Source organism: Pseudomonas sp. PDM18, assembly GCF_014852585.1.
Taxonomy (GTDB): Bacteria; Pseudomonadota; Gammaproteobacteria; order Pseudomonadales; family Pseudomonadaceae; genus Pseudomonas.
This window is the reverse complement of record NZ_JACVBX010000008.1, coordinates 198753-224925: the sequence shown is the minus strand read 5'-3', so window position 1 is coordinate 224925 and position 26173 is coordinate 198753. Positions and strand designations below refer to the sequence as shown.

Sequence of the window (26173 nt, the reverse complement as noted above, 5' to 3'; positions counted from 1 at the left end):
GATCACCAGCGCTCGATCCACGGGCGCAAGTCGAGTTCGAAGGTCCAGGCGTCGCGCGGTTGGCTGTGCAGGTACCAGTAGCTGTCGGCGATGTGCTCGGGGTCGAGGATGCCGTCCTGGTCCTTCAGCGCGTAGCGCTCGGGGAAGGTTTCGCGGATGAATTCGGTGTCGATGGCGCCATCCACCACCACGTGGGCGACGTGCAGGCCCATCGGCCCCAACTCGCGGGCCATGCTCTGGGCCAGTGCGCGGATGCCGTGCTTGGCCCCGGCAAAGGCGGCGAAGCCCGAGGCGCCGCGCAGGCCGGCGGTGGCGCCGGTGAAGAGGATCGTGCCGCGCTGGCGCTTGACCATGCGCTTGGCTACTTCACGACCGGTGAGGAAGCCGGAGAAGCAGGCCATTTCCCAGATCTTGAAGTACTTGCGCGCGGTCTCTTCGAGAATGCTGCAGGGCACGTTGGCGCCGATGTTGAAGACAAAGGCTTCGATGGGGCCGATGTCGCGCTCGATGGTTTCCACCAATTCGACCACCGCCTCTTCCTTGCGCGCGTCGGAGGCGAAACCGTGGGCCTCGCCGCCCTCGGCGCGGATCTGCTCCACCAACGGCTGTAGTTTGTCCGCCGAGCGCCGGGTGACGCAGGCGACGTAGCCTTCACGGGCGAAGCGGCGGGCGATGGCGCCGCCGGTAGCGTCGCCGGCGCCGATGACCAGGACGACTTTCTTGTTCGACATTTTCGTTCCTCGGGGTTGCGCGAAGTGGGTAAACGGTCGTTAGGTAAACGAACGTTATGTTACTCTCGACTTCAACGTCAACCGCTTCGCCGGAGTCGCCCCGATGCGCTACTCAGCCTCCCACAAGGAAGAAACCCGCCAGCGCCTGCTCGACAGCAGCGGCGCGCTCGCCAAGCAGGGCGGCTTCGCCACCAGCGGCGTGGACGCGCTGATGAAGGCGGTGGGCTTGTCGGGCGGGGCGTTCTACAACCACTTCAGGTCGAAGGACGAACTGTTCGCCGCTATCGTCGAGCGGGAGTTGCAGCAGAGCGTCGAGCGCCTCGCGGCCAAGGGCAAGGTGCTCGATCGTGCGCGCCTGGAGCGCGGCCTGAAGCGCTACCTGAGCGTCGCCCACGTGCAGGACGCCAGCGCCGGCTGCGCGATTCCGGCGCTGGGCGCGGAGATCGCCCGCGCCGATGAGTCCGTGCGGCAGAGCGCCGAGGATGCGCTGGTGGAGTTGCAGCAGGCCTGGGCCGAGGCGCTGGGTTCGCCGGAGGATGCCTGGGCGCTACTGGCACAGTGCGTCGGCGCGCTGGTGGTGGCGCGGATGGTTGCCAGCGAAAAGACCCAGACGACGATCATCGAATCGAGCCGGGAGTTTTTGCTGCGGCATCTCGATGAGAAGTGAGGTGCGATCCCGTAGGGCGCATAACCCGGCACGGGTTATCCGCCGGGATGGCGGATAACGCCGTAGGCGTTATGCGCCCTACAGTTGAGCGGGACCTGAACCTGTAGGAGCGAGCTTGCTCGCGAACAAGCCTTCGCTGCGGAGGCCGGGTTCGCGAGCAATAACTAGGCGTCCCCCTCGCTCCTACGAAAAGCACCGCGGCGCGGGTCAGAGACCGCGGATGGCGAGGTCGGCGCCGAGCAGCAGCAAGCCGCCGAAGAAGCAGCGGCGAAACGCCAGCGGGCTGATCCGCGAACGCAGCCAGGTGCCCAGGTACATGCCCGCCAGTGCCGGCAACAGCGCCAGCAGCGACAGGCCGAGCACATCCGCCTGCAGCAGCGAGCCATGCTGGCTGAGGGTGATTGCCAGGGCCAGCGTGGAGATGGTGAAGGACAGTCCCAGCGCCTGCACCAAATCGTCCTTTTCCAACCCGAGCGCCTGCAGGAAAGGCACGGCGGGAATCACGAAGACGCCGGTCACCGCGGTGATGCCACCGGTGATCACGCCGATCAGTGGCGACAGCCAGCGCTCATGCCGCGGCGCCACGCTGAAGCGCTTGTTCGACAGCCCCAGCAGTGCATAGAGGATCAGCGCCACGCCCAGCAACGGCGTCGCCGCCGGCCAGTTGCGCCCAGCCAGCAGCCAGCCCACCACCAGGGTGCCGATGACGATGCCGACGAGCATGCCCCATAGGCGCTTGAGCAGCCCGAGGAAGCGTGGCCCTGCTGCGAGCTGCCAGATGTTGGTAACGGTAGAGGGCACCACGAGAATGGCGGCCGCCTGCATCGGCGGCATCACCAGCCCGAGCAGCCCGACGGCGACCGTGGGCAGGCCGAGCCCCACCACGCCCTTCACCAGACCGGCGAGGAGGAAGGTGAGGACGATCAGCTCGAGGTGCTGGGGGAGGGCGTCGAACATGGTCGGGCCTGGCGTGAAAAGGACCGGGGCAGGATACGGAAGATCGAGGGTCGACGCGAACCTGCAGGAGCGGGCCATGCCCGCGAGCGCGTCCATGGGACGCATCCTGCAGGTCTACGGATACATCAGATATTCGCCACCGGTTGGTATGCCTTCGGCTTGAAGTACAGCGTCTCGCCACGGGCGAGGCCGGTCAGGCTGTCGTGGTCCTTCACCACTTCGGCCTCGATCAGCTCGTCCTGGCCGTCGACCTTGAGGGTCACGCGGGTGATCGCGCCCAGCGGGCGGATGTCGCGGACTTCGGCGGCGCGGTGTTCGGCCACTTCGGAGCGCGACAGCGAGATTTCGTGCGGGCGGAACAGCACGTGTTCGTCACCGCCGATGTGCAGGCGGTTGGAGTCGCCGAGGAAGTGGTAGACGAAGTCGCTGGCCGGGTTCTCGTAGACCTCGCCCGGCGAGCCGATCTGCTCGATCACGCCCTTGTTCATCACCACGATGCGGTCGGCGACTTCCATCGCTTCTTCCTGGTCGTGGGTGACGAACACGGAGGTCAGGTTGATCTCCTCGTGCAGGCGTGCGAGCCAGCGACGCAGCTCTTTACGAACCTTGGCGTCGAGGGCGCCGAAGGGTTCGTCGAGCAGCAGGATCTTCGGTTCCACCGCCAGTGCGCGGGCCAGGGCGATACGCTGGCGCTGGCCGCCGGAGAGCTGCTCGGGGTAGCGGTCGGAGAGCCAGTCCAACTGCACCATGTTGAGCAGTTCGTGGACCTTTTCGGCGATGCGCGCTTCGCTCGGACGCTCCTTCTTCGGCTTCATGCGCAGGCCGAAGGCGACGTTGTCGAATACGGTCATATGGCGGAACAGCGCGTAGTGCTGGAACACGAAGCCGACGTTTCGGTCACGCACGTCGTGCTGCGAGACGTCCTCGCCGTGGAACACGATGTTGCCGGCATCCGGGGTTTCCAGGCCGGCGATGATGCGTAGCAGGGTGGTCTTGCCACAGCCGGACGGGCCGAGCAGGGCAACCAGCTCGCCGCTGTGGATGTCGAGGTTGATGTCGTTCAGCGCCTTGAAGGCGTTGAAGTTCTTGCTGACGTTACGGATCTCGATGCTCATGGCGTGGCTCTCACTTATTCATCGTCAGCTTTGACTTTGGTGCGGGACAGGCGCGACTCGCTCCACTGCTTGAGCAGCAGGATGACGAGGGCCATCAGCAGCAACAGGGTGGCTACGCTGAAAGCGGCGACGTGGTTGTATTCGTTGTAGAGGATTTCGACGTGCAGCGGCAGGGTGTTGGTGACGCCGCGGATGTGCCCGGAGACCACCGACACTGCGCCGAACTCGCCCATGGCCCTCGCGGTGCACAGCACCACGCCGTAGATCAGGCCCCACTTGATGTTCGGCAGGGTCACGTGCCAGAACATCTGCCAGCCGTTGGCGCCGAGCAGGCGCGCGGCCTCTTCCTCCTGGGTGCCCTGTTCCTGCATCAGCGGGATCAGTTCGCGGGCGACGAAGGGGAAGGTAACGAAGATGGTCGCCAGGACGATGCCGGGCACGGCGAAGACGATCTGGATGTCGTGGTCGCTCAGCCACTCGCCGAAGTAGCCCTGGGCGCCGAACAGCAGCACGTAGATCAGGCCCGCGATCACCGGCGAGACCGAGAACGGCAGGTCGATCAGGGTGACCAGGATGCTCTTGCCGGGGAACTCGAACTTGGTCACGCACCAGGCGGCGGCCACGCCGAACACCAGGTTCAGGGGCACCGAGATGCCCACGGCGATCAGCGTCAGCTTCAGCGCGGCCAGCGCGTCGGGCTCCATGATGGCGTCGAAGAAGGTGCCGAAGCCCTGCTTCAGCGCCTCGCTCAGCACCACGAACAGCGGCAGCAGCAGGAACACGGCGAAGGCCAGCCAGGCCAGTGCGATCAGGGCGCGACGGCCCCAGATATTACCCCGGCGAGCAGCGTTGGCAGCGGCCGCGGCGGAAAGGCTTGCGGTACTCATGGCGCGCTCCTCAAGGCGTTTCGATGCGGCGCTGCAGCAGGTTGATCAGCAGCAGCAGGACGAAGGCGACGACCAGCATCAGCACGCCAATGGCGGTGGCGCCGGTGTAGTCGTACTGGTCCAGCTTGACCATGATCAGCAGCGGCAGGATCTCGGTCTTCATCGGCATGTTGCCGGCGATGAAGATCACCGAGCCGTACTCGCCGACGCCACGGGCGAATGCCAGGGCGAATCCGGTCAGCCAGGCCGGCAGCAGCGCCGGTAGAAGCACGTGGCGGAATACCTGCAGCGGCTTGGCGCCCAGGCAGGCGGCGGCTTCTTCGATCTCACGCGGGATGTCCGCCAGCACCGGTTGCACCGTGCGCACCACGAACGGCAGGACCACGAAGGTCAGCGCCAGGGTGATGCCCAGCGGGGTGTAGGCGATCTTGAAGCCCAACTCGGTGGCGAAGCGACCGACCATGCCGTTGGGCGCGTACAGCGCGGTCAGCGCGATACCGGCAACGGCGGTGGGGAGGGCGAAGGGCAGGTCGATCATCGCATCGATGATCTTGCGCCCCGGGAAGCGGTAGCGCACCAGTACCCAGGCCAGCAGGGTGCCGATCACGCCGTTGATCAGGGCGGCGATCAGTGCGGTGCCGAAGCTCAGCTTGAGCGCGGCGATGACTCGCGGCGCGGTGATGATGGTCCAGAACTGATCCCAGGAGAGTTGGGTCGTCTTCAGGAACATGGCCCCCAGCGGAATCAGCACCAACAGGCTGAGATACACCAGGGTGTAGCCCAGAGTCAGCCCGAAGCCGGGTATGACCGGGGAGATGCGTCGCGACATTTGCTGTCCTTTCTCGTGAACGCGTTGAGAACCTGATTACGATCTGCTGCGCGTCGGCATGACTGCGTTGAAAACAGGCTCGGATTGCTCATTTACAGCTCGTAAACTGCGCTTCCTCGCCTGTTTTCGCCTTGTCCTGCCCTAGCTCGCAAGATCGTAAACAGGTTCTGTGCCCCCCGCCATGGGACGGGGGTTTTCGTTCCGCGCGGGCTGTGCACCGGCCTGCGCGGATCGGGCCGCCCGGCGCAAGGCCGGGCGGGTGGCGCATTACTGCGCCTGGTAGATCTTGTCGAAGATGCCGCCGTCGTTGAAGAACTTGGGCTGCGCGACTTTCCAGCCGCCGAAGTCCTTGTCGATGGTCACTAGGTTGAGTTTCGGGAACTGGTTGGCGAACTCGGCAGCGACCTTGGCATCACGCGGGCGGTAGAAGTTCTGCGCGGCGATGCGCTGGCCTTCTTCGCTGTACAGGTACTTCAGGTATTCCTCGGCGACCTTGCGGGTGCCTTTCTTGTCGACGGTCTTGTCGACCACGGCCACCGGCGGTTCAGCCAGGATGGACACGGACGGAACGACGATCTCGAAGTTCTCGCCGCCCTGTTCCTTCTTGGCCAGGAAAGCTTCGTTCTCCCAGGCCAGCAGCACGTCGCCGATGTTGTTGTTGACGAAGGTGATGGTCGAACCGCGGGCGCCAGTGTCCAGAACCGGCACGTGCTTGTACAGGTTCTGCACGTATTCCTGGGCTTTCTCTTCGCTACCGTACTGCTTCTTCGCCCAGGCCCAGGCGGCCAGGAAGTTCCAGCGGGCGCCGCCGGAGGTCTTCGGGTTCGGGGTGATGACTTCCACGCCCTGCTTGGTCAGGTCGCCCCAGTCCTTGATGCCTTTCGGGTTGCCCTTGCGCACCAGGAACACGATGGTCGAGGTGTAAGGGGTGCTGTTATCGGGCAGGCGGGCCTGCCAGTCGGCGGGCAGCAGCTTGCCCAGCTTGTTGAGCTCGTCGATGTCGCCGGCCAGGGCCAGGGTCACCACGTCGGCCTTCAGGCCGTCGATCACGGCGCGGGCCTGCTTGCCCGAGCCACCGTGGGATTGCTGCACGGTCAGGTCGTCGCCGCCCTGGGCCTTCCAGTGCTTAATGAAGGCGGCGTTGTAGGTCTGGTACAGCTCGCGGGTCGGGTCGTAGGAAACGTTCAGCAGTTGGGTGGCGGCGGAAACCGGGCCGGCAATCAATGCGCTGGCCAGTGCGGCCAGGGCGAAACGGCGGATGGACATGTGCAGCTCCTGAAAAAATGCAGTTCTTTATGTTTGTTGGGCAGGGTCTTTCGGGGGAGGGGCGTTGTCAGCCACGCATTCGTGGCTGGCAGCTGCAATACCGGTGGGGCAGTTCGGTCATGGCGACGCTCCGGATGTCCAGTCGGTTCGATCAGGGCTCAGGCAGGTTTGCCGGGGCTCTGTTGCAGGCGGAATTTTTCCTTGCGCTCGATCTGCACGACCTGGCCGTTGTGCACGGTGATCTCGACGGCGCCGAAACGCAGGCCACGCAGGGCGCTCTGCACTTCGCGCAGGATGTTGGCTTCGTCCTGGCCGTCCAGGCTACGGAGGGTTGCGCTCATGGGTATCTGCTCCTAGAAGGGTTGACCACCGGCCGATTCACCAACGGCGCGTGCGGTGTGAGCGCATCTTAGGCAGGAGCTGGATATTCTTAAAAATACTGTTTAAGAATTTTTATATATCCGAAAGTTTTTAGCGCGATTTTATGCGGGGTCGCGAGGCAATTGTGCCAGCAGCGTAGTGGCCGGCTGAGGGGCACCGTACCAGTAACCCTGGCCGAAGTTGCAGGCGTGAGTAATGAGGAAAGCAGCCTGGTCAGGGCGCTCGATGCCCTCGGCGACCACTTGCAGGCCCATGCTCTGGCCCAGGGCGATCACCGCGCAGGCGATCGCGGCGTCTTCGGAATCGTCCGGCAGGCCGGCGACGAAGCCCTGGTCGATCTTCAACTTGTGCACCGGCATGCGCTTCAGGCGCATCAGCGACGAATAGCCGGTGCCGAAATCGTCGATGGCCAGGTGAACGCCCAGCAGGCGCAGCTGGCAGAGCAGTTCCAGGGCTTGGTCGAAGTTTTCCATCACCGCACTCTCGGTGACTTCCAGCTCCAGGTGATGGGGCTCCAGGCCGCTCTGCTCCAGAGCCAGAGCCACGCGTTCCTCCAGGCCGCCACGACCGAACAGGCGGCTGGAGACGTTGACCGCGATGAAGTCCAGACTGACGCCAGCGTCCAGCCATTGGCGCATCTGCCGGCAGGCCTGCTCCAGCACCCAGGCGTCGATGGCGGTGATCAGGCCGCTTTCCTCGGCCACCGGGATGAATTCGCTGGGCGGGATCAGCCCCTGGGTCGGGTGCTGCCAGCGCACCAGCGACTCCACGCCAACCATGCGGCCGCTGGCCAGGTCGTGCACCGGCTGGAAATACAGGCGCAGTTCGTCGTGGTCCAGTGCGTGGCGCAGAGCGGATTCCACCTGCACGTGGGAGCGCGCGCGGGCGGTCAACTCGGGGGTATAGAAGGCGTAGAGGTTGCGTCCGCTGGCCTTGGCCTGGAACAGCGCGGCGTCGGCGTGCTGCAGCAGGTGGTCGACGTTGCGCGCGTCTTCGGGGAACAGGCTGACGCCCAGGCTCGCCGATATGTAGATGACCTGGTCGTTGACCTCGAAGGGCGCACTCATCGCCTCCAGCAGGCGCTGGGCGAGGCTGCTGGCGTGGTGCGGCTGCTGGCTTTCGAGGACTACGGCAAACTCGTCGCCACCCAGTCGCGCCAGGCAGCAGCGTTCGTCCAGGCAGTCTTCCAGACGTTGGGCCACCGAGCGGATCAGCAGGTCGCCGATGTTGTGCCCGAGGCTGTCGTTGATGTGCTTGAAGTGATCGAGGTCGATGCTCAGTAGCGCGCCGCCGCCCTGTTCGCGCTCGGCGCGAGCCAGCGCCTGTTCGATGCGCTCGCGCAGTAGCAGGCGATTGGGCAGTCCGGTCAGCGGGTCGTGGTGGGCGAGAAAATCCAGTTCGTGCTGCGAGCGCTTGAGGCTGCTGAGGTCGGAGAACACCGCGACGTAGTGGGTCAGTTCGCCCTCGTCATTGCGTACGGCGCGGATGTGCTGCCATTGCGGGTACACCTCGCCGCTCTTGCGGCGATTCCAGATCTCGCCGCTCCACACGTCGTTTTCGCGCAGAGCGGTCCACATGCGCTGATAGAAGGCGTCGTCCTGGCGGCCCGACTTGAGCAGCGACGGCTGCCCGCCGAGCACGTCCTCGGCGCTGTAACCGGTGATGCGCGAGAAGGAGGAATTGGTGTGCACGATCACACCGCCCGCGTCGGTCACCAGCAGGCCTTCCTGGGTCGCCTCGAAGACCGCGGCGGCTTGGCGCAGATGATCTTCGTTGCTGCGTTGGTGTGTGATGTCGCGGTTGACGCCGGTCAGGCGCAGCGCGCGGCCATCCTCGCCGCGGGTCAGGCGGCCGCTGCTGCGTACCCAGCGGTAGGTACCGTCGCTGTGGCGGATGCGGTAGACGCACTCCAGGCGCGTGCGCAGGCCTTGGAGGCAATCCTGGTGGAGGGCGAGGACGCGTGCGCGGTCTTCCGGATGCAGGCGGTTTTCCCACAGCAGCACGTCATCGCTCAGGTGCTCCAGGGGCAGGCCGAGCAAGTTGGCGTAGCCGGATGAATAATAAACGCGCTGGGTTTCCAGGTCCCAGTCCCAGATGCCGTCCTCGACCACCGCGAAAGCGCGGCTCAGGCGCTGCTCGTTGTCGGCCAGCGCGGTGAAGGCGGCGTACTGCCGGCGGAAGTGCCGCCAGAGCAGGAAGAACAGCACGAGGAAGGTAACCGCGAGGAATCCGTATTTCTTCAGCTCCATTGCCCGCGCCAGCTCGGCGGGGTCGAGCAGGACATTTTGTAACCATTGGTCACCCAGCCAGACCCAGAGGGTGGCGGCGACCAGGTACAGAAAGCTGATGCGCAGGGCGCTAAGGCGTGGATTCATGCGGTAGTGGGTTGGATTTATTGGCTGTGCAGTATAAATGATGGCCACGTGGCCACATTCGTATCTAAAAGACCGGATGGTAATCCGGACCTGCTTGGTGATAATGCGGCTGTCTTTTCCCGGTACAGCACGCCCAGCAGGGCGTAGTCCTACACCCCTTCCGAGGTACAGTATCGCCTATGTGGTACAACGGTTTCCTTGACCTGTCGCCGTGGCAACTGGTGGCAGTCACTCTGGTCCTGACGCATATCACCATCGTCAGCGTCACCGTCTATCTGCATCGCTACTCGGCGCACCGCGCGCTCGAGCTGCATCCGGCGCTGCAGCATTTCTTCCGTTTCTGGCTGTGGATGACCACCGCCATGAACACCCGCGAGTGGACCGCCATCCACCGCAAGCACCACGCCAAGTGCGAAACTGCCGAAGACCCGCACAGCCCGGTATACAAGGGCCTGGGCACCGTGCTGCGCACCGGCGCCGAGCTGTATCGCAAGGAGGCGGAGAACCCCGACACCCTGCGTATCTACGGCAAGAACTGCCCGGAAGACTGGATCGAGCGCAACGTCTACTCGCGCTACCCCATCGGTGGCATCGTGCTGATGGCGATCATCGACCTCGCCCTGTTCGGCGTGCTCGGCATGACCGTCTGGGCCGTGCAGATGATGTGGATCCCCGTCTGGGCTGCCGGTGTCATCAACGGCCTGGGCCATGCCGTTGGCTACCGCAACTTCGAATGCCGCGACGCCGCGACCAATCTCGTGCCCTGGGGCATCCTGATCGGCGGTGAGGAACTGCACAACAACCACCACACCTACCCAAACTCGGCGAAGCTGTCGGTGAAGAAGTGGGAGTTCGACCTGGGCTGGGCCTGGATCAAGGTGTTCAGCTTCCTGCGACTGGCCAAGGTCGCCCGCGTGGCGCCCATCGCACATCGTGTGGAAGGCAAGGGAAGCCTGGACATGGACACCGCCATGGCCATCCTCAACAACCGTTTCCAGATCATGGCCCAGTACCGCAAGCTGGTGATCGGCCCGCTGGTGAAGCAGGAACTGGCCAAGGCCGACGAGTCGGTGCGCCACCTGTTCCGCCGCGCCAAGCGCCTGCTCTCGCGTGAAACCAGCCTGCTGGAAGAGCGCCACCACGCGCGCATCCAGGACCTGCTCGCGCAGAGCCAGTCCCTGCAGGTGATCTACGAGAAGCGCCTGGCCCTGCAGCAGATTTGGGTGAAAACCAGTGCCAACGGCCACGACATGCTCGCCGCAATCAAGCAGTGGGTGCACGAGGCGGAAGCCAGTGGCATCCAGTCCCTGCGCGAGTTCGCCGAGCAACTGAAGACCTACTCCCTGCGTCCGGCCGTCTGATTGGCGGAAACGTCCTAGGACGTTGAGAGATGCGTCTCAGAAAAGCCCGCCGTTCGGCGGGCTTTTCGTTTAATTTGCAGCAGCCTGGCGTAGTTTGCGGTCATAGCCCCGGTCAATGAGCGGGAGGACGCTGATACATGGATGAGAATAAATTGCCGGCCGATCAGGAAGAGGCTTTGCTGGCACTGCTGCACAGCCGCGCCGAGGTGACGCGGCTGAAGGAGCGCGAACAGCTTTTCAGCGCGCTGCTGGCGAGCGTGAACTCGGTGCTCTGGGCCTTCGACTGGCAAGCCCAGCGCATGGTCTATGTCAGCCCGGCGTACGAGCGCATCTTCGGCCGCTCCGCCGCCCTGCTGCTGGCGGACTACAACGAGTGGCGCAACTGCATCTACCCCGATGACCTGGACTACGCCCAGAGCACCCTGCAGGAAGTCCTGCAGCGCGGCGCTATCGAGCAGCGCGAATACCGCATCCTGCGTGCCGACGGCGAAGTGCGCTGGCTCAGCGACAAATGCTTCGTCAGCCAGCACAGCGATGCCGGCCTCCCACTGATGATCGTCGGCATCGCCGAGGACATCACCGACAAGAAGCACCTGGAAACCGAGCTGCACCGACTGGCCACCACTGACGTGCTGACCCAGAGCAGCAACCGCCGCTACTTCTTCGACAGCGCCGAGCAGGCCTTCCGCGACTGCAAGGCGACCTCCACGCCGCTGGCCTTCCTGCTGCTGGACGTGGACGACTTCAAGAAGATCAACGACGTCTACGGTCACCAGGTCGGTGACGTGGTCCTGCAGCGCATCGCCCAGAGCGGTGCAGGCGCGCTGCGTCGCGGCGACCTGTTCGGGCGTATCGGCGGCGAGGAGTTCGCCGTGCTGCTGCCCGGCTGCGATGAGAATATGGCGCGGCAGATCGGCGAGCGCCTGCAGCGCGAGGTGCAGCGCCTGCGCTTCAACGAGGGCGAGCATTTCTTCAGCGTGACCATCAGCCAGGGGATGACACTGTTACAGCCGGATGACCAGAATCTTTCCGCGCTCTACAGCCGTTCCGATGCGGCCCTGTATCAGGCGAAACGCACCGGCAAGGACCGCATTGTTCAGGGATGAAACACTCCAGCCTGTCCGTGCTGGAAACATTAATACTTTCTGATTAATCCCTTTTTCGCAGATTCGGGGCCGTATGTTTTTGCTGTCAAAATGCCCGTGTCGGCTTTATGGCGCTTTAATAATCAATGAGTTACGAATCGTGATTTGCCTTCTGTCGGAATCCCGGCGTAGGAAGGCTTCCTACATTGACATGCCTTCCTCCCCCCCACTATTACTATCCACATAGCAATATCGTGTGGTGTCCGGATGAGACACCTCAGGGAGCAGTCGCACGAGCAGTAAGGTCATGGAAGATTCTGCCACCTCTTCTTCCTGTCATTTTCCTATCGCTGCCTGACAACTTTCGCCAGTACCTCGCTGCGGAAGCGCGATAGATTTTTGCTTTTGTTTTTCCAGATTTTCGGAACTTGGCCGATGGGCGGTAGCTTTGCCCAGCGAAAAGTAACGGCCACTCCAGGGACGAACAGTTGATTGTCGTTAATCGAATCGGGTCATTCGAACTCGGGCGGTAGCCTTGTCTTCGAATTTTAAAGTTGGCCCGGCGTAGAGCACCTCCTGGACTGGAGTGAGTGACGATGGCCGCTGGAAGAATACAAAGTGACGGAACTTCCAAGTCCGCCCTTTCAAGCAAAAAGAACGACGCTTCCCAGGCGGGAAGTGTTTCGCTGCTGAAACTGCGGAAGTTTGACGCCAATCCCCGTGGCGTTAATAAGAAGGTTAGTCGAGCTAATTTTGTTAGTTCGAGATTTTGTTATGCCCCTCTCTCAAGTTGTAAGTCCGGGTGTAACAACCATGAACTTTCCGCTGAATCAGGTCCGCGCCAGACGCACTCTGTTTCATTCCTGAAACAGCAACTTCGGCCATCTGCCGAAGTTCTCCTGCAGGCGTTCGCCATCCATTCCGAACTGACTCCCGCGACCTTCCCGAAGAAGGTCCGCGCGACGGCGGCTGCGCCGCGAGTGACGGAATTCCGGCGCGAGCGCTGCCACCCTGCCGGCCGACAGCGCCGGCCTCACGAGAGCCGCGCGCCCCGCCGCGCTGGGAGTCAAGGCTGATGGCCGAGCAATCGCTTCGTTCCAACTATGCCTGTGTGGTCGGCGGTGCCGGCCCGGCAGGCATGGGCTTCCTGTTCAACGCCTACAAGACCGGTGCGCTGGCGAGCCTCGCCCGCGATGGCCTGCTGGTCGTGGACGCTGCGCTGGCGGTCGGCCGCGGCCGGTTGGGGGATTACCACATCACCGCCAACTCGGTGGGCGACGTGTTCCTCGACTGCCTGCGTGATCCGGCGTTGTTGCCCATTTTTGCGCCGTTGGCGCATTCCCGCGCGTTCCGTGCCCTGCAGAACGACCCGCATGGCGCGCCGATGCTCACGCAAGTGGGCGAGCTGCTGGCGCACGCCTCGACGCTGTTCATGCGCTACGTCACCGAGCACCTGGGTGTCGAAGTGGCGCTGGGTACGCGTATCGAAAAAATCACCGCACTGGACGACGGCAGCTTCCAGCTGGCGCTGCGTAGCGGCTCCCACACCGCGCAGATTGACGCAGGCGCGCTGGTGATGAACCTGGGCGGCCGGCAGAACCGCGAGTACTTGAACTGGAGCCTGGCCGAGCAGGACCTGCACCTGTCCCACGATGGCCCCACGGTCTACTCCTCCGACGCGTTGCTGAGCCTGAACGCCGCCGAGCTGGTGGAACTGTTCGGCGACCGGGTGACCCCGGGCACCCGCTTCACCGTGGTCGGCGGTTCCCACAGCGCCTTCTCGATCCTCGACAACCTCGCCTGCGCCCTGGACTGCCTGGGCCTCGAGCAGATCACCTTGCTGCACCGTGCGCCGATCCGCCTGTTCTTCGAGAGCGTCGAGGAGGCTCGTGCGGCCGGCTATGGGGTGGACGAGGGCATGGATGTCTGCCCGGTATCCGGGAGGGTCAACCGCTCCGGCGGTCTGCGCTACCGTGCCCACCAGGTCGGCACCGACGTGCTCTCCAACGGCGTGGTCAGCGGCACCCGGGTGAAGGTCGAACTGCTGTGCCTGGAAGATCGCTCACCCGCCGTGCGCGAGCGTCTGGAGCAGTGCTGCAGCGACGACGGTGTGTTCGTCCAGGCCATTGGCTACCAGCCGTGCCTGCCGGCCCTGCGCCGCGCCAACGGCGAGCCGCTGCAGGTGCGCGAGAGCAAGGGCGGGCTGGACTCCGACGCCGCCGGCTGCCTGCGCGATCACACCGGCCGGCCGATTCCTGGTCTCTACAGCTTCGGCCTCGGCTCCGGTCTTGCGGCCAACCCGATGCTGGGTAGCGAGCGTTCCTTTGACAGCCGTATCTACGGCGTCTGGCAGTTCCACAACGACGCCAGCGGCCGGGTCATCGAGGCCCTGCAGGAACACCTGGCCAGCCGCGCGTCTCGAGCGGCGCATCCCGTGGATAACGACATCGACGACGCGCCCTTCGCGCTGTCGGCGCTGGGTTGAGCGGCGCGCGCCGGCTCGACAGCTAACGGACTTTCCATCCAAGAGAGGGATGCGACCGTGATCAATGTGACCAAGACCTACCTGGGCAACCCGGACAAGTTCAAGGCCTACGTGGACCAGATCTATGCCTCCGGCTGGATCACCAACCACGGCCCCTTCGTCACGGAACTGGAAGAGCGCCTGCAGGACTACTTCGGCGTTCGTCATGTGATTCTGACCAACAACGGCACCATTGCCCTGCAAGTGGCCTACCGGGCCCTGGGCGTGACCGGCAGTGCCGTGACCACCCCCTTCAGCTTCGTTGCCACCAGCAGCACGCTGCAGTGGGAGAGCATCCGCCCGCGCTTCGCCGACATCGACCCGCGGACCTGGAACCTCGACCCTGCGCGCATCGAAGCCAGCCTTGCGCCGGATACCACCGCCATCGTCGCCACCCACGTGTTCGGTAATCCCTGTGCGGTGGAGGAGATTCAGGCGGTGGCCCAGCGCAACCAGTTGAAAGTGATCTACGACGGCGCCCATGCCTTCGGTTCGCGCTACCGCGACCGGTCGGTGCTGGCTTGGGGTGATGCCACCACCCTGAGCTTTCATGCCACCAAGCTGTTCCACACCATCGAGGGCGGCGCCATCGTCACCTCCGATGACGAGCTGGCGAAGCAGATCCGCCTGATGTGCAACTTCGGCATCGCCGGCGTCGACCAGATCGTCGGCCTGGGGATCAACGCCAAGCTCAACGAGTTCTCCGCCGCCATGGGCCTGTGCGTGCTCGACGATATCGACAGCATCCTCGCCCAGCGCGAGGAGATCGCCGCCCGCTATACCGCCGCGCTCAGCGGTTACTACGACCTGCAGGCCAGCGAGAGCTACGCGCGGCTGAACAACAGTTACTACCCCATCGGCCTGCGCGACGAGGCCCAGGTGCTGCGCGTGCGCACCGCGCTGAACGAGATCGGGGTCAACCCGCGGCGCTACTTCTACCCGTCGCTGGATACCCTCTACTACCTCGCCCCGCAGGTGCCGCAAGTGCTGTCCCGCGAGCTGAGCCAGCGCATCCTCTGCCTGCCGCTGTACCCGGGCCTGCCGCAGGAGGTCCAGCGCGCGGTGATCGAAGTGCTGCTGCTGGAAAGCGGCCGCGTCGCCGTCGCGGTGTAAGGGGACGATCATGCGCACCGCACGCTCGCTGTCGATGGTCCGCAATACCCTGCTCAATTACGCGGGGCAGGCGTACGCCATCGTCATCGGCATCCTGATCCAGCCGTTCTACCTCGGCCACCTCGGGGCCGAGGCCTACGGGCTGATCGGCTTTTTCGCGGTGCTGCAGAGCTGGCTGCTGTTGCTCGACATGGGCCTGTCGCCGGCGCTGGTGCGCCAGGTTGCCCACGGCCGCGGCGTGAGTGGCGAAGAACAGGCCCATGCCCGCCTGCTGCGTTCCTTCGAGCTGATCCTGCTGCCGTTGACTGTCCTCAGCAGCCTGGCGGTCTGGGGCGGCAGCAACTGGGTGGCCGGGCAGTGGCTCAACGTACAGCAACTCTCGCCCGAGCTGGTCGCGCAGTGCATCAGCCTCATGGGTCTGCTGGTGGCCTTGCGGCTGTACGCCACCCTGTACCGCAGCGCGCTGCAGGGGCAGGAGCTGCACGGTTTCATCAACGCGGTGAACGTCGTCATCACCACCCTGCGCTATTTCGGCGGCCTACTGCTGGTGGCGCAGGTCAGCCAGGATCCGCTGGTGTTCTTCCAGTTCCAAGTGGCGGTATCGCTGATCGAGGCGCTACTGCTGGGCGGCAAGGCTTACCTGTGGATGGACGTGCGTCTGCTGACCCGCTTCTGCTGGGACACGGTACGCCCGGTGCTGCCCTTTGCACTGGGCATGTCCTTCACGTCCTGCCTGTGGATCGTGCTCACTCAGCTGGACAAGGTCTTGCTGTCGAACCTGCTGCCATTGCAGCAGTACGGCTACTTCTCCCTGGTGGCGCTGATTTCCGGCGGCGTCCTCACGCTGGTCAATCCGCTGGCGCAGTCACTGCTGCCGCGCATGACCGTGCTGGTCGCCGAACAACGCCACGAAGACATGCAGCAGCTCTATCTGAAGGCGAACCGCTTCGTCTGTGTGCTGCTGTTCCCGATGGTCGCGGTGATCGCCGCTCATGGTCATGACCTGGTTCTGGCCTGGAGCGGCGATGCCGTGGCCGCCAGTTGGTGCCGGCCGATCCTGGCCTGGTACGTACTCGGCTCAGGCCTGCTGGCGGTGGCCAGCTTCCAGTTCTACCTGCAATACGCCCACGGCCTGCTGCGCATGCACGTCTGGTACACGGTCATCTCCACCCTGGTGACCGTGCCGCTGGTGATCGCCAGCGCCTACCTCTATGGCGTGCTCGGCGTGGCGCTGTGCTGGTTCGGCCTGCGCCTGGTGTCGTTCCTGATCTGGCCAGCGATCGTGCACCACGCCTTCGCTCCCGGCCTGCATGGCCCGTGGCTGCGCGACACCCTGCAGATCGCCGCGCTCAGCGCCGCCGGCCTGCTGCTCAGCGAGCCCTTCTACGCGCTGCTGGCCCGCTCCGGCGAGCGGCTGTGGCTGCTGGTGGCGCTGGCCGTGTGCGGCCTGATCACCCTGTTCCTCGTTGGCGCGGGCTCTGCCCCGGCTTTGCTGCGCCTGTTCAAACCGTCCCACAAGCCGAGTGTCTAGACATGGATATCCGCTCCGAGCTGCAGATCCTCTCCAACTGGCCGGAAGACCCCAAGCCTCTTTTGAGCATCGTCTGCCTGGCCTACAACCAGGTGAACTACATCGGCCGCACGCTGGACAGCTTCCTGGAGCAGGTCACCGACTTCCGCTTTGAAGTGCTGGTCAACGACGACGCCTCCAACGACGGCACCAGCGAGCTGATCGCCGATTACGCCGCGCGCTACCCGCACATCATCAAGCCGATCTTCCACAAGGAAAACCAGTACTCCAAGGGCGTCTCCCACGGTTTGCCGGTGTTCAGGAAATGCCGTGGCCGCTACATCGCCTACTGCGAAGGTGACGACTTCTGGACCGACCCGCGCAAGCTGCAGATCCAGGTCGACTTCCTGGAGCAGAACCCGGACTACGTGATCACCTACCACGACGCCTACACCTACAACGAGGACGGCGTGATCAAGCCCCGGCAGCTCACCGGCAAGTACCGCCGCGACGCCAGCCGCCTGGAGCTGCAACAGGCGCGGCCGATCTCCACCCTCACCACCTGCTTCCGCAATGTCCTCACCGAGATGCCGGAGGAGCTGCGCACCACGCGCATGGTCGACCTGTGCTGGTGGTCGCTGCTGGGCGCCTATGGCAAGGGCCGTTTCATCGAGGAAATCCGCCCGGCGGCTTACCGCGTGCATCAGGGCGGGATCTTCTCCATGCAGGCTGATCGCGTGCAGCAGCAGATGACCCTGCACACCTACTACTGCCTGGCGCGCTATTACCAGCGCCTGGGCAACCAGGAGCTCAACGAGTACTTCCTGATGCAGGTCTGCCGGATGTCCATGGCCGCCGTCTCGCCCATGCGCAAGGTGCAGGCCTTCCTGCTGCTGATCGGCAACCACGGCGCCAACCTGCTCAAGCGGCTGAACCCGATTTCGGCGCGCTGAGCCGCGCCACCTCAATGGAGGATGGAAGTCCATGAGTGTCATGCCCCGCTCGTCCCTGGAAACGCTCCAGGACACCCGCATCGACGTTGCAGGCCTGCTGCGCCTGCTGTTCGATCACAAGAAAATGATCCTGGCTGTCACCGGCCTGTTCGCCGTACTCGGGCTCTTCTACGCGGTGATCGCCACGCCGATCTACGTCTCCGGCGCGATGATCCAGATCGAGCAGAAGAAGAACGGTCTGAACGGCACGCCGGAGGTGATCAACCGCCCGGACTCCGTGTCCATCGCCGCCACCGAGATCGAGCTGCTGAAATCCCGCGCGGTACTCGGCAAGGCGGTCGAGCTGCTGAAGCTGGATATCATCGCCAAGCCCAAGCACCTGCCGCTGATCGGTGACTACCTGGCGCGGCGCTACAAGCCCGAGGCCGGTGAGGCCCTGTCCGCACCCTGGTTGGGCATGGGTTCCTATGGCTGGGGTGGCGAGCAGATCAAGGTGTTCTCCCTCGATGTGCCGGAGGAGTACCTCGGCGAGCCGCTGACCTTGGTGGCCGATGGCGGCGACGCCTACCACCTGCTCAATGCCGACGATCAACTGATCCTGCGCGGCGAGCTGAAGAAGCCGGTGCTGGAAAAGGGCTTCAGCATCGAGGTGGACGAACTGGTGGCGCGGCCCGGCACCGAATTCATCGTGGCGAAGAACCGCCTGCTGACCACCACCCTGAACTACCAGAAGCTGCTCAAGGTGGTCGAGGCCGGCAAGGACTCGGGGATCATCTACATGACCCTGGAAGATCCGAGCCCGCAGCAGGCTGACCGCATCCTCGACAAGATCAGCCACCTCTACGTACTGCAGAACGTCGAACGCAGCTCCGCCGAAGCCTCCCAGCGCCTGCAGTTCCTGCGCTCGCAGTTGCCGGTGGTGCGCATGGATCTGGAAAAGGCCGAAGCTGCGTATAACGCCTACCAGACTACCGCCAAGTCTGCCGACATCAGCGTCGAGACCCGCGGCGTCCTGGACCAGGTAGTGGGTATCGACAACCAGCTCTCCGAGCTCAAGCTCAAGCGCGACGAGTACGATCGCCTCTACACCCCGACTCACCCGACCTACCAGGCCCTGCTCAAGCAGGTCAGCAGCCTGCAGGACCGCAAGGCGCAACTGCAGAAACGCATCCAGACCCTGCCGGCCACCCAGCAGGAATTGCTGCGCCTGTCCCGTGACATGCAGGTCACCCGGCAGACCTACACCAGCCTGCTGAACAAGGCCCAGGAGCAGGACATCATTCGCGCCGGCACCATCGGCAACGTGCGAGTGATCGACACCGCCCAGGCCAACGTCGAGCAGCCGGCCAAGCCCATGCGCAAGGTCATCGTGCTGCTCGCCACCCTGCTCGGCTTCTGCGTCGCCCTCGCCATCCTGTTCCTGCGCCAGGCCTTCTACCGTGGCGTGGAGAATCCCGAAGCGATCGAACAGCTGGGCCTCTCCGTGCTCGCCGCGGTTCCCTACTCGCGGCAGCAGGAGCGCCTGGAGAAGGAACGCAAGAGCGATGTCCTCGGCCATACGCCCAAGCTGCTCGCCGCGTCCGCCCCCGGCGACCTGGCCAACGAGGCGATCCGCAGCCTGCGCACCAACCTGCACTTCGCCCTGCTCGAAGCGCGCAACAACGTGGTGATGCTCACCAGCCCGGCGCCGGGCGCCGGCAAGTCGTTCGTCTCCAGCAACCTCGCGGCCATCGTTGCGCAATCGGGCCTGCGCACCCTGCTGATCGACGCCGACATGCGCAAGGGTTACCTGCACCGGGTATTCGGCCTGACGCCGCGTCACGGCCTGTCCGACGCGCTGAGTTCGCACCGTCCGCTGAGCGAAGTGATCCTGCCTACCGAGGTGCCGGAGCTGGACTTCATCTCCTGCGGCTTCGCCGCGCCGAACCCGTCCGAGCTGCTGATGCACGACAACTTCGCCCAGCTGCTGCGCGATGCCTCGTCGATGTACGACCTGGTGATAGTCGACACCCCGCCGGTGCTGGCGGTGACCGACGCGGCCCTGGTCGGTCGGCTGTGCGGCATCTGCCTGCTGGTGACGCGCTTCGGCCAGAGCCCGGCGAGCGAGATCGACACCGCGCGGCGGCGCCTGGCGCAGAGCGGCATCCACCTGCAGGGCGCCATCCTCAACGGTGTGAAACGCAAGGCTTCGACGGCGGCATACGACTACGGCGCCTACGCCTACCGCTACGACGCCAAGGACTGAAAAGGGAATCTAGGGAAAGGATGCAGCCATGGTCCATATCGTCAGCCTCATGCAGCCGTACTTGTTCCCCTACCTGGGGTACTTCCAGCTGATCGCCGCGAGCGGCCTGTTCATTCTCGGCGACAGTCTGCAGTACACCCGGCGTGGGTGGATCAACCGCAATCGCCTGCTGGTCGGCGGGAAGATCTGGCAGTTCAGCTTTCCCCTGGAGCAGGGCTCGCAGACCCAGGCGATCAACGAACGCAGGCTGAGCGAGCAGATGCAGCTGAGCAACCGGCGGCTGCTGCACACCATCCGCCATGCCTACCACCGCGCGCCGTGCTACGAGCAGGTGATGCCGCTGCTGGAGGAAATCCTCGAGCACCCCGAGCGCAACCTGTCGCACTTCGCCGAGCACTCGATCCGCCGCATCTGCCACTACATCGGCATCGACACGCCGATGGTGCGGGCCTCGGAGCTGGAGCTGGCCGAGGACATCGGCCGCGACCAGCGTCTGATCGAGGCCGTGAAGCAGAGCGGCGGCGACGTCTACCTGAACCCCGAGGGCGGCCGCCACCTGTACTCGCCCGACGTGTTCCAGGCCCATGGCCTGGAGCTGCAGTTCCTGCGCATGGACGAGCTGAGCTACCCCCAGTTCAGCCCGGATTTCGTCCCCAGCCTGTCGATCATCGACGTGCTGATGTTCAACCCACCGGACGAGATGCAGCGGTTGCTAGGCCGCTACACCCTGGAGCGACCCGCTCCCTCGACCGATCTTCTTGGGGAGTACGAATCATGAATTCCGCTGTCAGCGTTGGCCTGCAAGCCGCGCAGTATCGCTGGTACCTGATCCAGACCAAACCGCACCAGGAACTGCGCGCCGAGGAGAACCTCGGTCGCCAGGGCTTCTCCTGCTACCGCCCGGTGGTGAAGCAGGGCAGCCGGCCGCAGCCGCTGTTCCCCGGCTATCTGTTCATCCGCCTCGATCAGCAGCACGACAACTGGTTCCCGATCCGCTCCACTCGCGGCGTTGCGCGCATCGTCAGCTTCGGCGCGCAGCCGCTGGCGGTGGCCGACGACCTGGTGGACGGCATCCGCGAGCGCCTGGCGGCGATGCCCGAGCGGCCCTCCAGTGGCTTCCACGAAGGTCAGGTCGTGCGCCTGAAGTGTTCTGGCGAATGCGAAGTGGAGGCCATCTTCCTCTGCGACGACGGCACCGAACGCGCCCTGATCCTGCTCAACCTATTGCAACGCGAACAACGCATCCGGGTCCCGCTCAGCCAGCTCTCGGCGCTGAGCGGCAATGACGGCTGGCGCGCCTGAGGCGCCCCCCCAGACAAGGCCAGGTACAAGGAGGAGTGGCGAGATGAATGGATCGACCGTGCTGGTGACGCTGACTTATGGCGATCGCCTGGAATACCTGCAGGAACTGCTGGCCCGCGCCTTCCGCGAGAAGGACATCACCCGCGCCATCGTCGTCAGCAATGCCTCGGTGGCGGAGTTGGACCAGCTGTTCATGCTCTGGCCCAATCGCGTGCAGGTCATCGAGCTGGACAGCAACACCGGCTCGGCCAATGGCTACGCCGTAGGCATTGATGCCGCGCTGAAGACCGGCTGCGATTTCATCTGGCTGATGGATGACGACAACGCGCCGACGCCGGGTTCCTTCCCCCTGCTCAAACAACGCCTGATCGACTGCGCCCTGCGCCACGGTGTCGACAACACCGCGGTACTGGGTTTCCGGCCGACCCACCAGGCCGACGTCGCCTCCGGCGTGCCGACCCGCTTCATCGCGCCACCGCGCTCCAGCTACTTCGGCTTCCATGTCCGCCAGCTGCCCTACAAGCTCTGGCGCCGCACCCCCTGGGGCAAGCCGAAGCCGCGCCCGGCGCAGCCGCTGCTGGAGCTGCCGTTCGCCTACTACGGTGGCCTGCTCGGGCATGCCGACCTGTTCCGCCGCATCGGCCTGCCGCGCCGTGACCTGGTGCTCTACGCCGACGACACCGAATACACCTTCCGCATCGGCGCCCTGGGCGGGCACCTCTACCTGGTGCCCGAGGCCGGCCTGGACGACCTGGAGAACTCCTGGAACATCAAGGCGCGCACCTCCAACATCTACGAGACCTACTTGCTCGGCAGCTCCGACCTGCGCGCCTACTACGCCGCGCGCAACCAGGCCTGGTTCGACAAGAACCTATGGGTCACCTCGCCGCTGATGTACCGCTTCAACCGCTGGGTGTTCATCCGCCTGCTGCACTTCTTCGCCCGCCGCCACCAGCGCGAGAGCCGACTGGCCCTGCTGCTGCAGGCGATCCGCGATGGCGAGGCCGGCGCGCTGGGTATGAACCGGGCTTACCCGCTATGAGACTGCTGCTGCTCAACACCCTCTACGCCCCACACATCGGTGGCGGGACGGAGGTCATGCTGCAGCACATGGCCGAGGGCCTGCGCGGGCGTGGCCATGACGTGCAGGTGCTCTGCACCGGTCCGGAAGCGGGCCTGCAACGCGAGACGGTCAACGGGGTGCCGGTGCTGCGCGCCGGTCTGCGCAATCTCTACTGGCCCTTCGACGAACAGAACTACGGCGCGCTGAAACGCCTCGCCTGGCACGCACTGGATCGCTACAACCGCAGCATGCGTGCACTGCTGGCGAAAGTGCTGGCAGAGGTCGAGCCGGACCTGGTGGTCTGCCACAACCTGTCGGGCTGGTCGATCGCGGCCTGGGATGCGATCCGCGACGCCGACCTGCCCATTGTGCAGATTCTCCACGACCAGTACCTGACCTGCCCGCGCGGCGTGCGCTTCAACAAGGGCCGCCACTGCGAGCAGCAATGTGCGCCCTGCGCGCTGCTGCGTCGCTCCCACGCATCGGCTTCCAGCGACGTCGATGCGGTGGTCGGTGTCAGTCGCTACCAGCTCAATGCGCTGCTCGATGCCGGGTATTTCGCCGCCAGCCAGACCCACGTGGTCTACAACGGCTCGCCAATGGCGGAGGTGCCCGTCGCGCCGTCGGTAAGCGTGCATCGCCCGCTGCGCTTCGGCTTCATCGGCGCGCTGACCCCGAACAAAGGCGTGGAGTGGCTGATCGAGCAGTTCCAGGCGCGCGGCGAGGATGCTTCGCTGCTGATCGCCGGACGGGGCGACAGCACCTACGTAAACCAGCTGAAGTCTCTCGCCGATCCCCAGCGCGTGCACTTCGTCGGCTACCGCAAGGCGGCCGAGTTCTTTTCCGAGATCGACGTTGCCGTGGTGCCCAGCCTTTCCCCCGAATCCTTCGGCCTGGTGGCGCTGGAAGCCTGCGCCCACCACCTGCCGGTGATCGCCTCGCGCATGGGCGGCCTGACGGAAATCGTCCTGGACGAAATCAACGGCCTGCTCTGCTCGCCCGACCGGAGCGACTCGCTGGGCGAAGCCATCGAGCGCCTGGTGCAAGACCCGGTGCTGCGCCAGCGCCTGGCCTCGCGTTCCCGTGAGGTCGTGGCACCGATGCTCAGCCTGGAACGGATGCTCGACGAATACGAAGCCATCCTGCGCCACACCCTGCTTACCCGCGGAGTCCAGCATGGAACTGCAATCCCCGCATCCACGCTTTGAGGTCGACCGCCGTGTGACCTTCGACCGCTCGTTGCTGGCGCTCGGGGTGCTGGTGGCCTTGCTGCTGGTGGAGACCTTCAACGGTGCGCTGCGCTTCTACACCGACCAGGCCGGCCTGTCGGCCATCGTCTACCTGCCCAAAGTGGCCTGCATCGTCGCGGTGGGCTGGGAGCTGTTCACCCGCCCACAGCAGCGCGGCCTTTGGCTGCTGCTGATCCTCGCGGCGGCCTCGCTGCTGCTCGGCCGGCTGCATGGCGCCGAGTTCCAGAGCGGCTTGTTCTCGGTCTTTATCTACGCGCCGCTGCTGTTCGGCCTGCTCTGCGGCCAGTATCTGGAAATGCACCGCAAGGCCGTGGGCTGGATCATCTTCTTCTGCCTGATCGCCTCGCTGGCCGGCATCGCCCTGGACCTCACCATCAACGTGCCTTGGAAGGGGTACACCTACTCCATGGGCGGCGTCGAAATCAGTGGCAACCGTTCCTGGAGTGCCTATGGCCTGGATCGCATCGCCGGGTTCTCGCGGATGTCGTCGAGCCTGGCGATGATGCTGGCGGTGTTCAGCCTGTACCTGGGTTCCTTCCGCCTGGCACTGCCGGTGCGCGGGCTGATCTACCTGATTGCGCTGGTCGGTATCGTGCTCACCACCAACAAGTCCTCCGCCGGCGCCTTCTTCCTGGCCCTGCTGGTGATGAGCATCAGCCGCCAGCGCCTGCTGTTCCTGCTGGCCACGCTGCTGGTGGTGCTCGGTGCGCTGGCGTTGCCGCTGTACGGCCTGTACGGCCATGTCGACCCGTACCTGGCGACCGCCACCGGCGACAACCTGATGGGCTCGATGGTCGATCGCCTGGTCAATACCTGGCCGAACCTGATCAAGGTGATGGACTACAACGGCTGGATCTACACCGGCGCCGGGCTGGGCATGACCGGCAGCGCCTATGCGGCCTTCCCGATCTTCGGCGTCGAGCAACTGGCGGTGGCGGACAATTCGCTGCTTTACCTCTGGTGCCTGTTCGGCGTGGCCGGTGTTGCTCTCTATCTGCTGGCAGTGCCGATGCTGATGCGCCTGCAGCGCCAACCCGGCCGTGAAGCCCGCGCGCTGCTCGGCATCGCCTACTGCATCCTGCTCATCGCCTGGACCAGCGACGTGCTCGAATCGCCGATTCCCAGCCTGTTCCTCGGCCTGGCCATCGGCCGCGCCCTGCGCCTGCCGGGCGAAACCGCGCCGCAACCGGCACCGCGCACCCTGCGCCTGCAGGGCGGCATGCTCAGTCTGCTGGCCTGTGCGCTGTTGATCGGCGGGCTGCTGCAATCGCCGTCCAGCATGGCCAAGGAAGCACCGGTGGCAAACCTCGGCCCGGCGGAATTCATCGTCGGCGCCAGTACCCACCAGAACATCCGTGCGGGCAATCGCGATGGCATCAATCGCCTGGCCCGCGAGGCCGGCATCCTGTCGTTCCGCGACGACGCCTACTGGTCCAGTGTCGAGCGCGAGCGCGGCAAGTTGTCCATCGATGCCGCCTGGCGCGCGCAGCTGCGCAGCACCCGCAGCTTGGGGATAGACACGCTGCTGATCCTGGGCAACGAGAACCAGTTCTACGGCAACGCCAAGCCGCGTGACGACGCCTCCCGCGAGGGCTACCTGCGTTACGTGCGCTACGTGGCGCGCAGCTTCAAAGGGCAGGTCGCCTACTACGAAGTGTGGAACGAGTGGGACTCGGAAAACGCCACCGACAAGGACTTCAGCGACGACTACCTGACCCTGGTGCGCGCCGCCGCCAAGGTGATCCGCGAGGAAGACCCGCAGGCGAAGGTGCTCGCCGGGGCCGTCACCCTCAAGGGCATTCGCCAGGGCTTCGCCGAGCGCATCGCCAGTGGCGGCGTACTGGATGTCGCCGACGGTATCTCGCTGCATCCCTCGGTGTACTGCGAGGGCGAGATGTCTACTCCCGAGGCCTGGCTGAACTGGTTCCAGGGCGTCAACCAGAAGCTGGAACACGCCGCCGGTAAACCGGTCCCGCTGTACTTCACCGAGTTCAGCTGGCCGGCCCACGAAGGCGATTGCGGCATCAGCCGCGAGCGCCAGGCCGCCTACCTGGCCCGGGCCTATGTGCTGGTGCGCAGCCTGCCGAACGTGAAGGGCGCCTGGTGGTACGACCTGGTGGACGACGGCATCGACCGCACGGACATGGAGCACAACTTCGGTCTGCTCACCGCCGGCGGCCAGCCCAAGCCGGCGTACCACGCGATGGCCAGCATCGCCGACATCATCGGCCGCTACCGCTTCGTCGGCCGCGTACCGAACGAGGATCCCAACGTTTACCTGCTGCGCTTCGCCAAGGCCAGCGAGGAAATCCTGGTGGCCTGGACCCTGGGCCACGAGCAGACCCTGAACATCACCAGCAAGCCCGGCAGCAGCGACACCCTCTGGCGCCTGGACGCCGTCGACGGTATCGCCCGCCGCGAGGGCCGGCCGGTGCCCTGGCAGTGCCCCGCAGGCGGCGGCGACTGCCAGGCCAGCATCCGCATCGACGAGTCGCCCACCCTGGTGCGCAGCGCGTCGACCCCGCAACTGTCGTTGCGCTGACTCCATCGCGGAGAACC

The 26173-nt window shown here is 64.9% G+C and carries 21 protein-coding genes; 13 read left to right on the top strand and 8 right to left on the bottom strand.

The genetic code is table 11. The annotated features are described in order from the left end of the window. Window positions 1-2: 2 nt before the first annotated feature. The gene (locus IB274_RS17850; protein ID WP_192433315.1) at window positions 3-731 is read right to left on the bottom strand and encodes an SDR family oxidoreductase; all 729 of its coding nucleotides are present in this window, start codon (window positions 729-731) and stop codon (window positions 3-5) included. A gap of 103 nt (window positions 732-834) precedes the next feature. On the opposite strand from IB274_RS17850, the gene IB274_RS17845 reads away from it, so the two are divergent. Continuing rightward, complete coding sequence (locus IB274_RS17845; protein ID WP_192433313.1) at window positions 835-1398, top strand: TetR/AcrR family transcriptional regulator; 564 nt, start codon at window positions 835-837, stop codon at window positions 1396-1398. A 207-nt stretch (window positions 1399-1605) separates the two neighbouring features. Here the strand turns inward: IB274_RS17845 and IB274_RS17840 are convergent, their stop codons facing one another. From IB274_RS17840 to IB274_RS17810, 7 genes are all read right to left on the bottom strand, one after another. Further along, the gene (locus tag IB274_RS17840) at window positions 1606-2355 is read right to left on the bottom strand and encodes a sulfite exporter TauE/SafE family protein (RefSeq protein ID WP_192433311.1); all 750 of its coding nucleotides are present in this window, start codon (window positions 2353-2355) and stop codon (window positions 1606-1608) included. A 125-nt stretch (window positions 2356-2480) separates the two neighbouring features. Continuing rightward, on the bottom strand, window positions 2481-3470 hold the full coding sequence (locus IB274_RS17835) for a sulfate/molybdate ABC transporter ATP-binding protein (RefSeq protein ID WP_192433309.1): 990 nt from the start codon (window positions 3468-3470) through the stop codon (window positions 2481-2483). 14 nt (window positions 3471-3484) lie between these two features. Further along, the gene (gene cysW, locus IB274_RS17830) at window positions 3485-4357 is read right to left on the bottom strand and encodes a sulfate ABC transporter permease subunit CysW (protein ID WP_192433307.1); all 873 of its coding nucleotides are present in this window, start codon (window positions 4355-4357) and stop codon (window positions 3485-3487) included. A gap of 10 nt (window positions 4358-4367) precedes the next feature. Then, window positions 4368-5186 (bottom strand): sulfate ABC transporter permease subunit CysT, encoded by an 819-nt coding sequence (cysT, locus tag IB274_RS17825; RefSeq protein ID WP_138213716.1) that lies wholly within the window; start codon window positions 5184-5186, stop codon window positions 4368-4370. 267 nt (window positions 5187-5453) lie between these two features. After that, window positions 5454-6452 (bottom strand): sulfate ABC transporter substrate-binding protein, encoded by a 999-nt coding sequence (locus tag IB274_RS17820; RefSeq protein ID WP_192433305.1) that lies wholly within the window; start codon window positions 6450-6452, stop codon window positions 5454-5456. Between the two features lie 158 nt (window positions 6453-6610). Then, window positions 6611-6793, bottom strand: coding sequence for a sulfur starvation response protein OscA (gene oscA, locus IB274_RS17815; RefSeq protein ID WP_017520779.1), 183 nt, complete (start codon window positions 6791-6793; stop codon window positions 6611-6613). Between the two features lie 141 nt (window positions 6794-6934). Next, window positions 6935-9208 (bottom strand): putative bifunctional diguanylate cyclase/phosphodiesterase, encoded by a 2274-nt coding sequence (locus tag IB274_RS17810; protein ID WP_192433304.1) that lies wholly within the window; start codon window positions 9206-9208, stop codon window positions 6935-6937. 179 nt (window positions 9209-9387) lie between these two features. Here IB274_RS17810 and desA point away from each other — a divergent pair, with 179 nt between their 5' ends. The 12 genes from desA (at window position 9388) to IB274_RS17750 (ending at window position 26156) form a co-directional block, all read left to right on the top strand. Next, on the top strand, window positions 9388-10569 hold the full coding sequence (desA, locus tag IB274_RS17805) for a delta-9 fatty acid desaturase DesA (protein WP_192433302.1): 1182 nt from the start codon (window positions 9388-9390) through the stop codon (window positions 10567-10569). A gap of 137 nt (window positions 10570-10706) precedes the next feature. After that, a complete protein-coding gene (locus IB274_RS17800) occupies window positions 10707-11675 on the top strand; it encodes a sensor domain-containing diguanylate cyclase (protein ID WP_192433300.1) in 969 nt (322 codons plus the stop codon). Window positions 11676-12729: 1054 nt separating this feature from the next. Continuing rightward, window positions 12730-14139 (top strand): hypothetical protein, encoded by a 1410-nt coding sequence (locus IB274_RS17795; RefSeq protein WP_192433298.1) that lies wholly within the window; start codon window positions 12730-12732, stop codon window positions 14137-14139. 57 nt (window positions 14140-14196) lie between these two features. Beyond that, window positions 14197-15291 carry a DegT/DnrJ/EryC1/StrS family aminotransferase gene (locus IB274_RS17790; protein WP_192433296.1) on the top strand — a complete coding sequence of 365 codons (1095 nt, stop codon included), beginning with the start codon at window positions 14197-14199 and terminating at the stop codon, window positions 15289-15291. Window positions 15292-15301: 10 nt separating this feature from the next. After that, entirely contained in the window at window positions 15302-16822 is a 1521-nt protein-coding gene (locus tag IB274_RS17785) for a lipopolysaccharide biosynthesis protein (RefSeq protein WP_192433294.1), read from the top strand. 2 nt (window positions 16823-16824) lie between these two features. Beyond that, window positions 16825-17754 carry a glycosyltransferase family 2 protein gene (locus IB274_RS17780; protein WP_192433292.1) on the top strand — a complete coding sequence of 310 codons (930 nt, stop codon included), beginning with the start codon at window positions 16825-16827 and terminating at the stop codon, window positions 17752-17754. A 31-nt stretch (window positions 17755-17785) separates the two neighbouring features. Continuing rightward, on the top strand, window positions 17786-19999 hold the full coding sequence (locus IB274_RS17775; RefSeq protein ID WP_192433289.1) for a polysaccharide biosynthesis tyrosine autokinase: 2214 nt from the start codon (window positions 17786-17788) through the stop codon (window positions 19997-19999). A gap of 28 nt (window positions 20000-20027) precedes the next feature. Further along, window positions 20028-20777 (top strand): WbqC family protein, encoded by a 750-nt coding sequence (locus tag IB274_RS17770; protein WP_192433287.1) that lies wholly within the window; start codon window positions 20028-20030, stop codon window positions 20775-20777. After that, entirely contained in the window at window positions 20774-21301 is a 528-nt protein-coding gene (gene rfaH / locus IB274_RS17765) for a transcription/translation regulatory transformer protein RfaH (RefSeq protein ID WP_192433285.1), read from the top strand. The genes IB274_RS17770 and rfaH overlap by 4 nt, the downstream gene beginning before the upstream one ends. Before the next feature lie 43 nt (window positions 21302-21344). Next, on the top strand, window positions 21345-22343 hold the full coding sequence (locus IB274_RS17760) for a glycosyltransferase (RefSeq protein ID WP_192433282.1): 999 nt from the start codon (window positions 21345-21347) through the stop codon (window positions 22341-22343). Then, window positions 22340-23572, top strand: coding sequence for a glycosyltransferase family 4 protein (locus IB274_RS17755; RefSeq protein ID WP_192433280.1), 1233 nt, complete (start codon window positions 22340-22342; stop codon window positions 23570-23572). Before IB274_RS17760 ends, IB274_RS17755 begins: the two co-directional genes overlap by 4 nt. After that, window positions 23541-26156, top strand: coding sequence for a GH39 family glycosyl hydrolase (locus tag IB274_RS17750; RefSeq protein ID WP_192433278.1), 2616 nt, complete (start codon window positions 23541-23543; stop codon window positions 26154-26156). The genes IB274_RS17755 and IB274_RS17750 overlap by 32 nt, the downstream gene beginning before the upstream one ends. The last annotated feature ends 17 nt before the right edge of the window (window positions 26157-26173 follow it).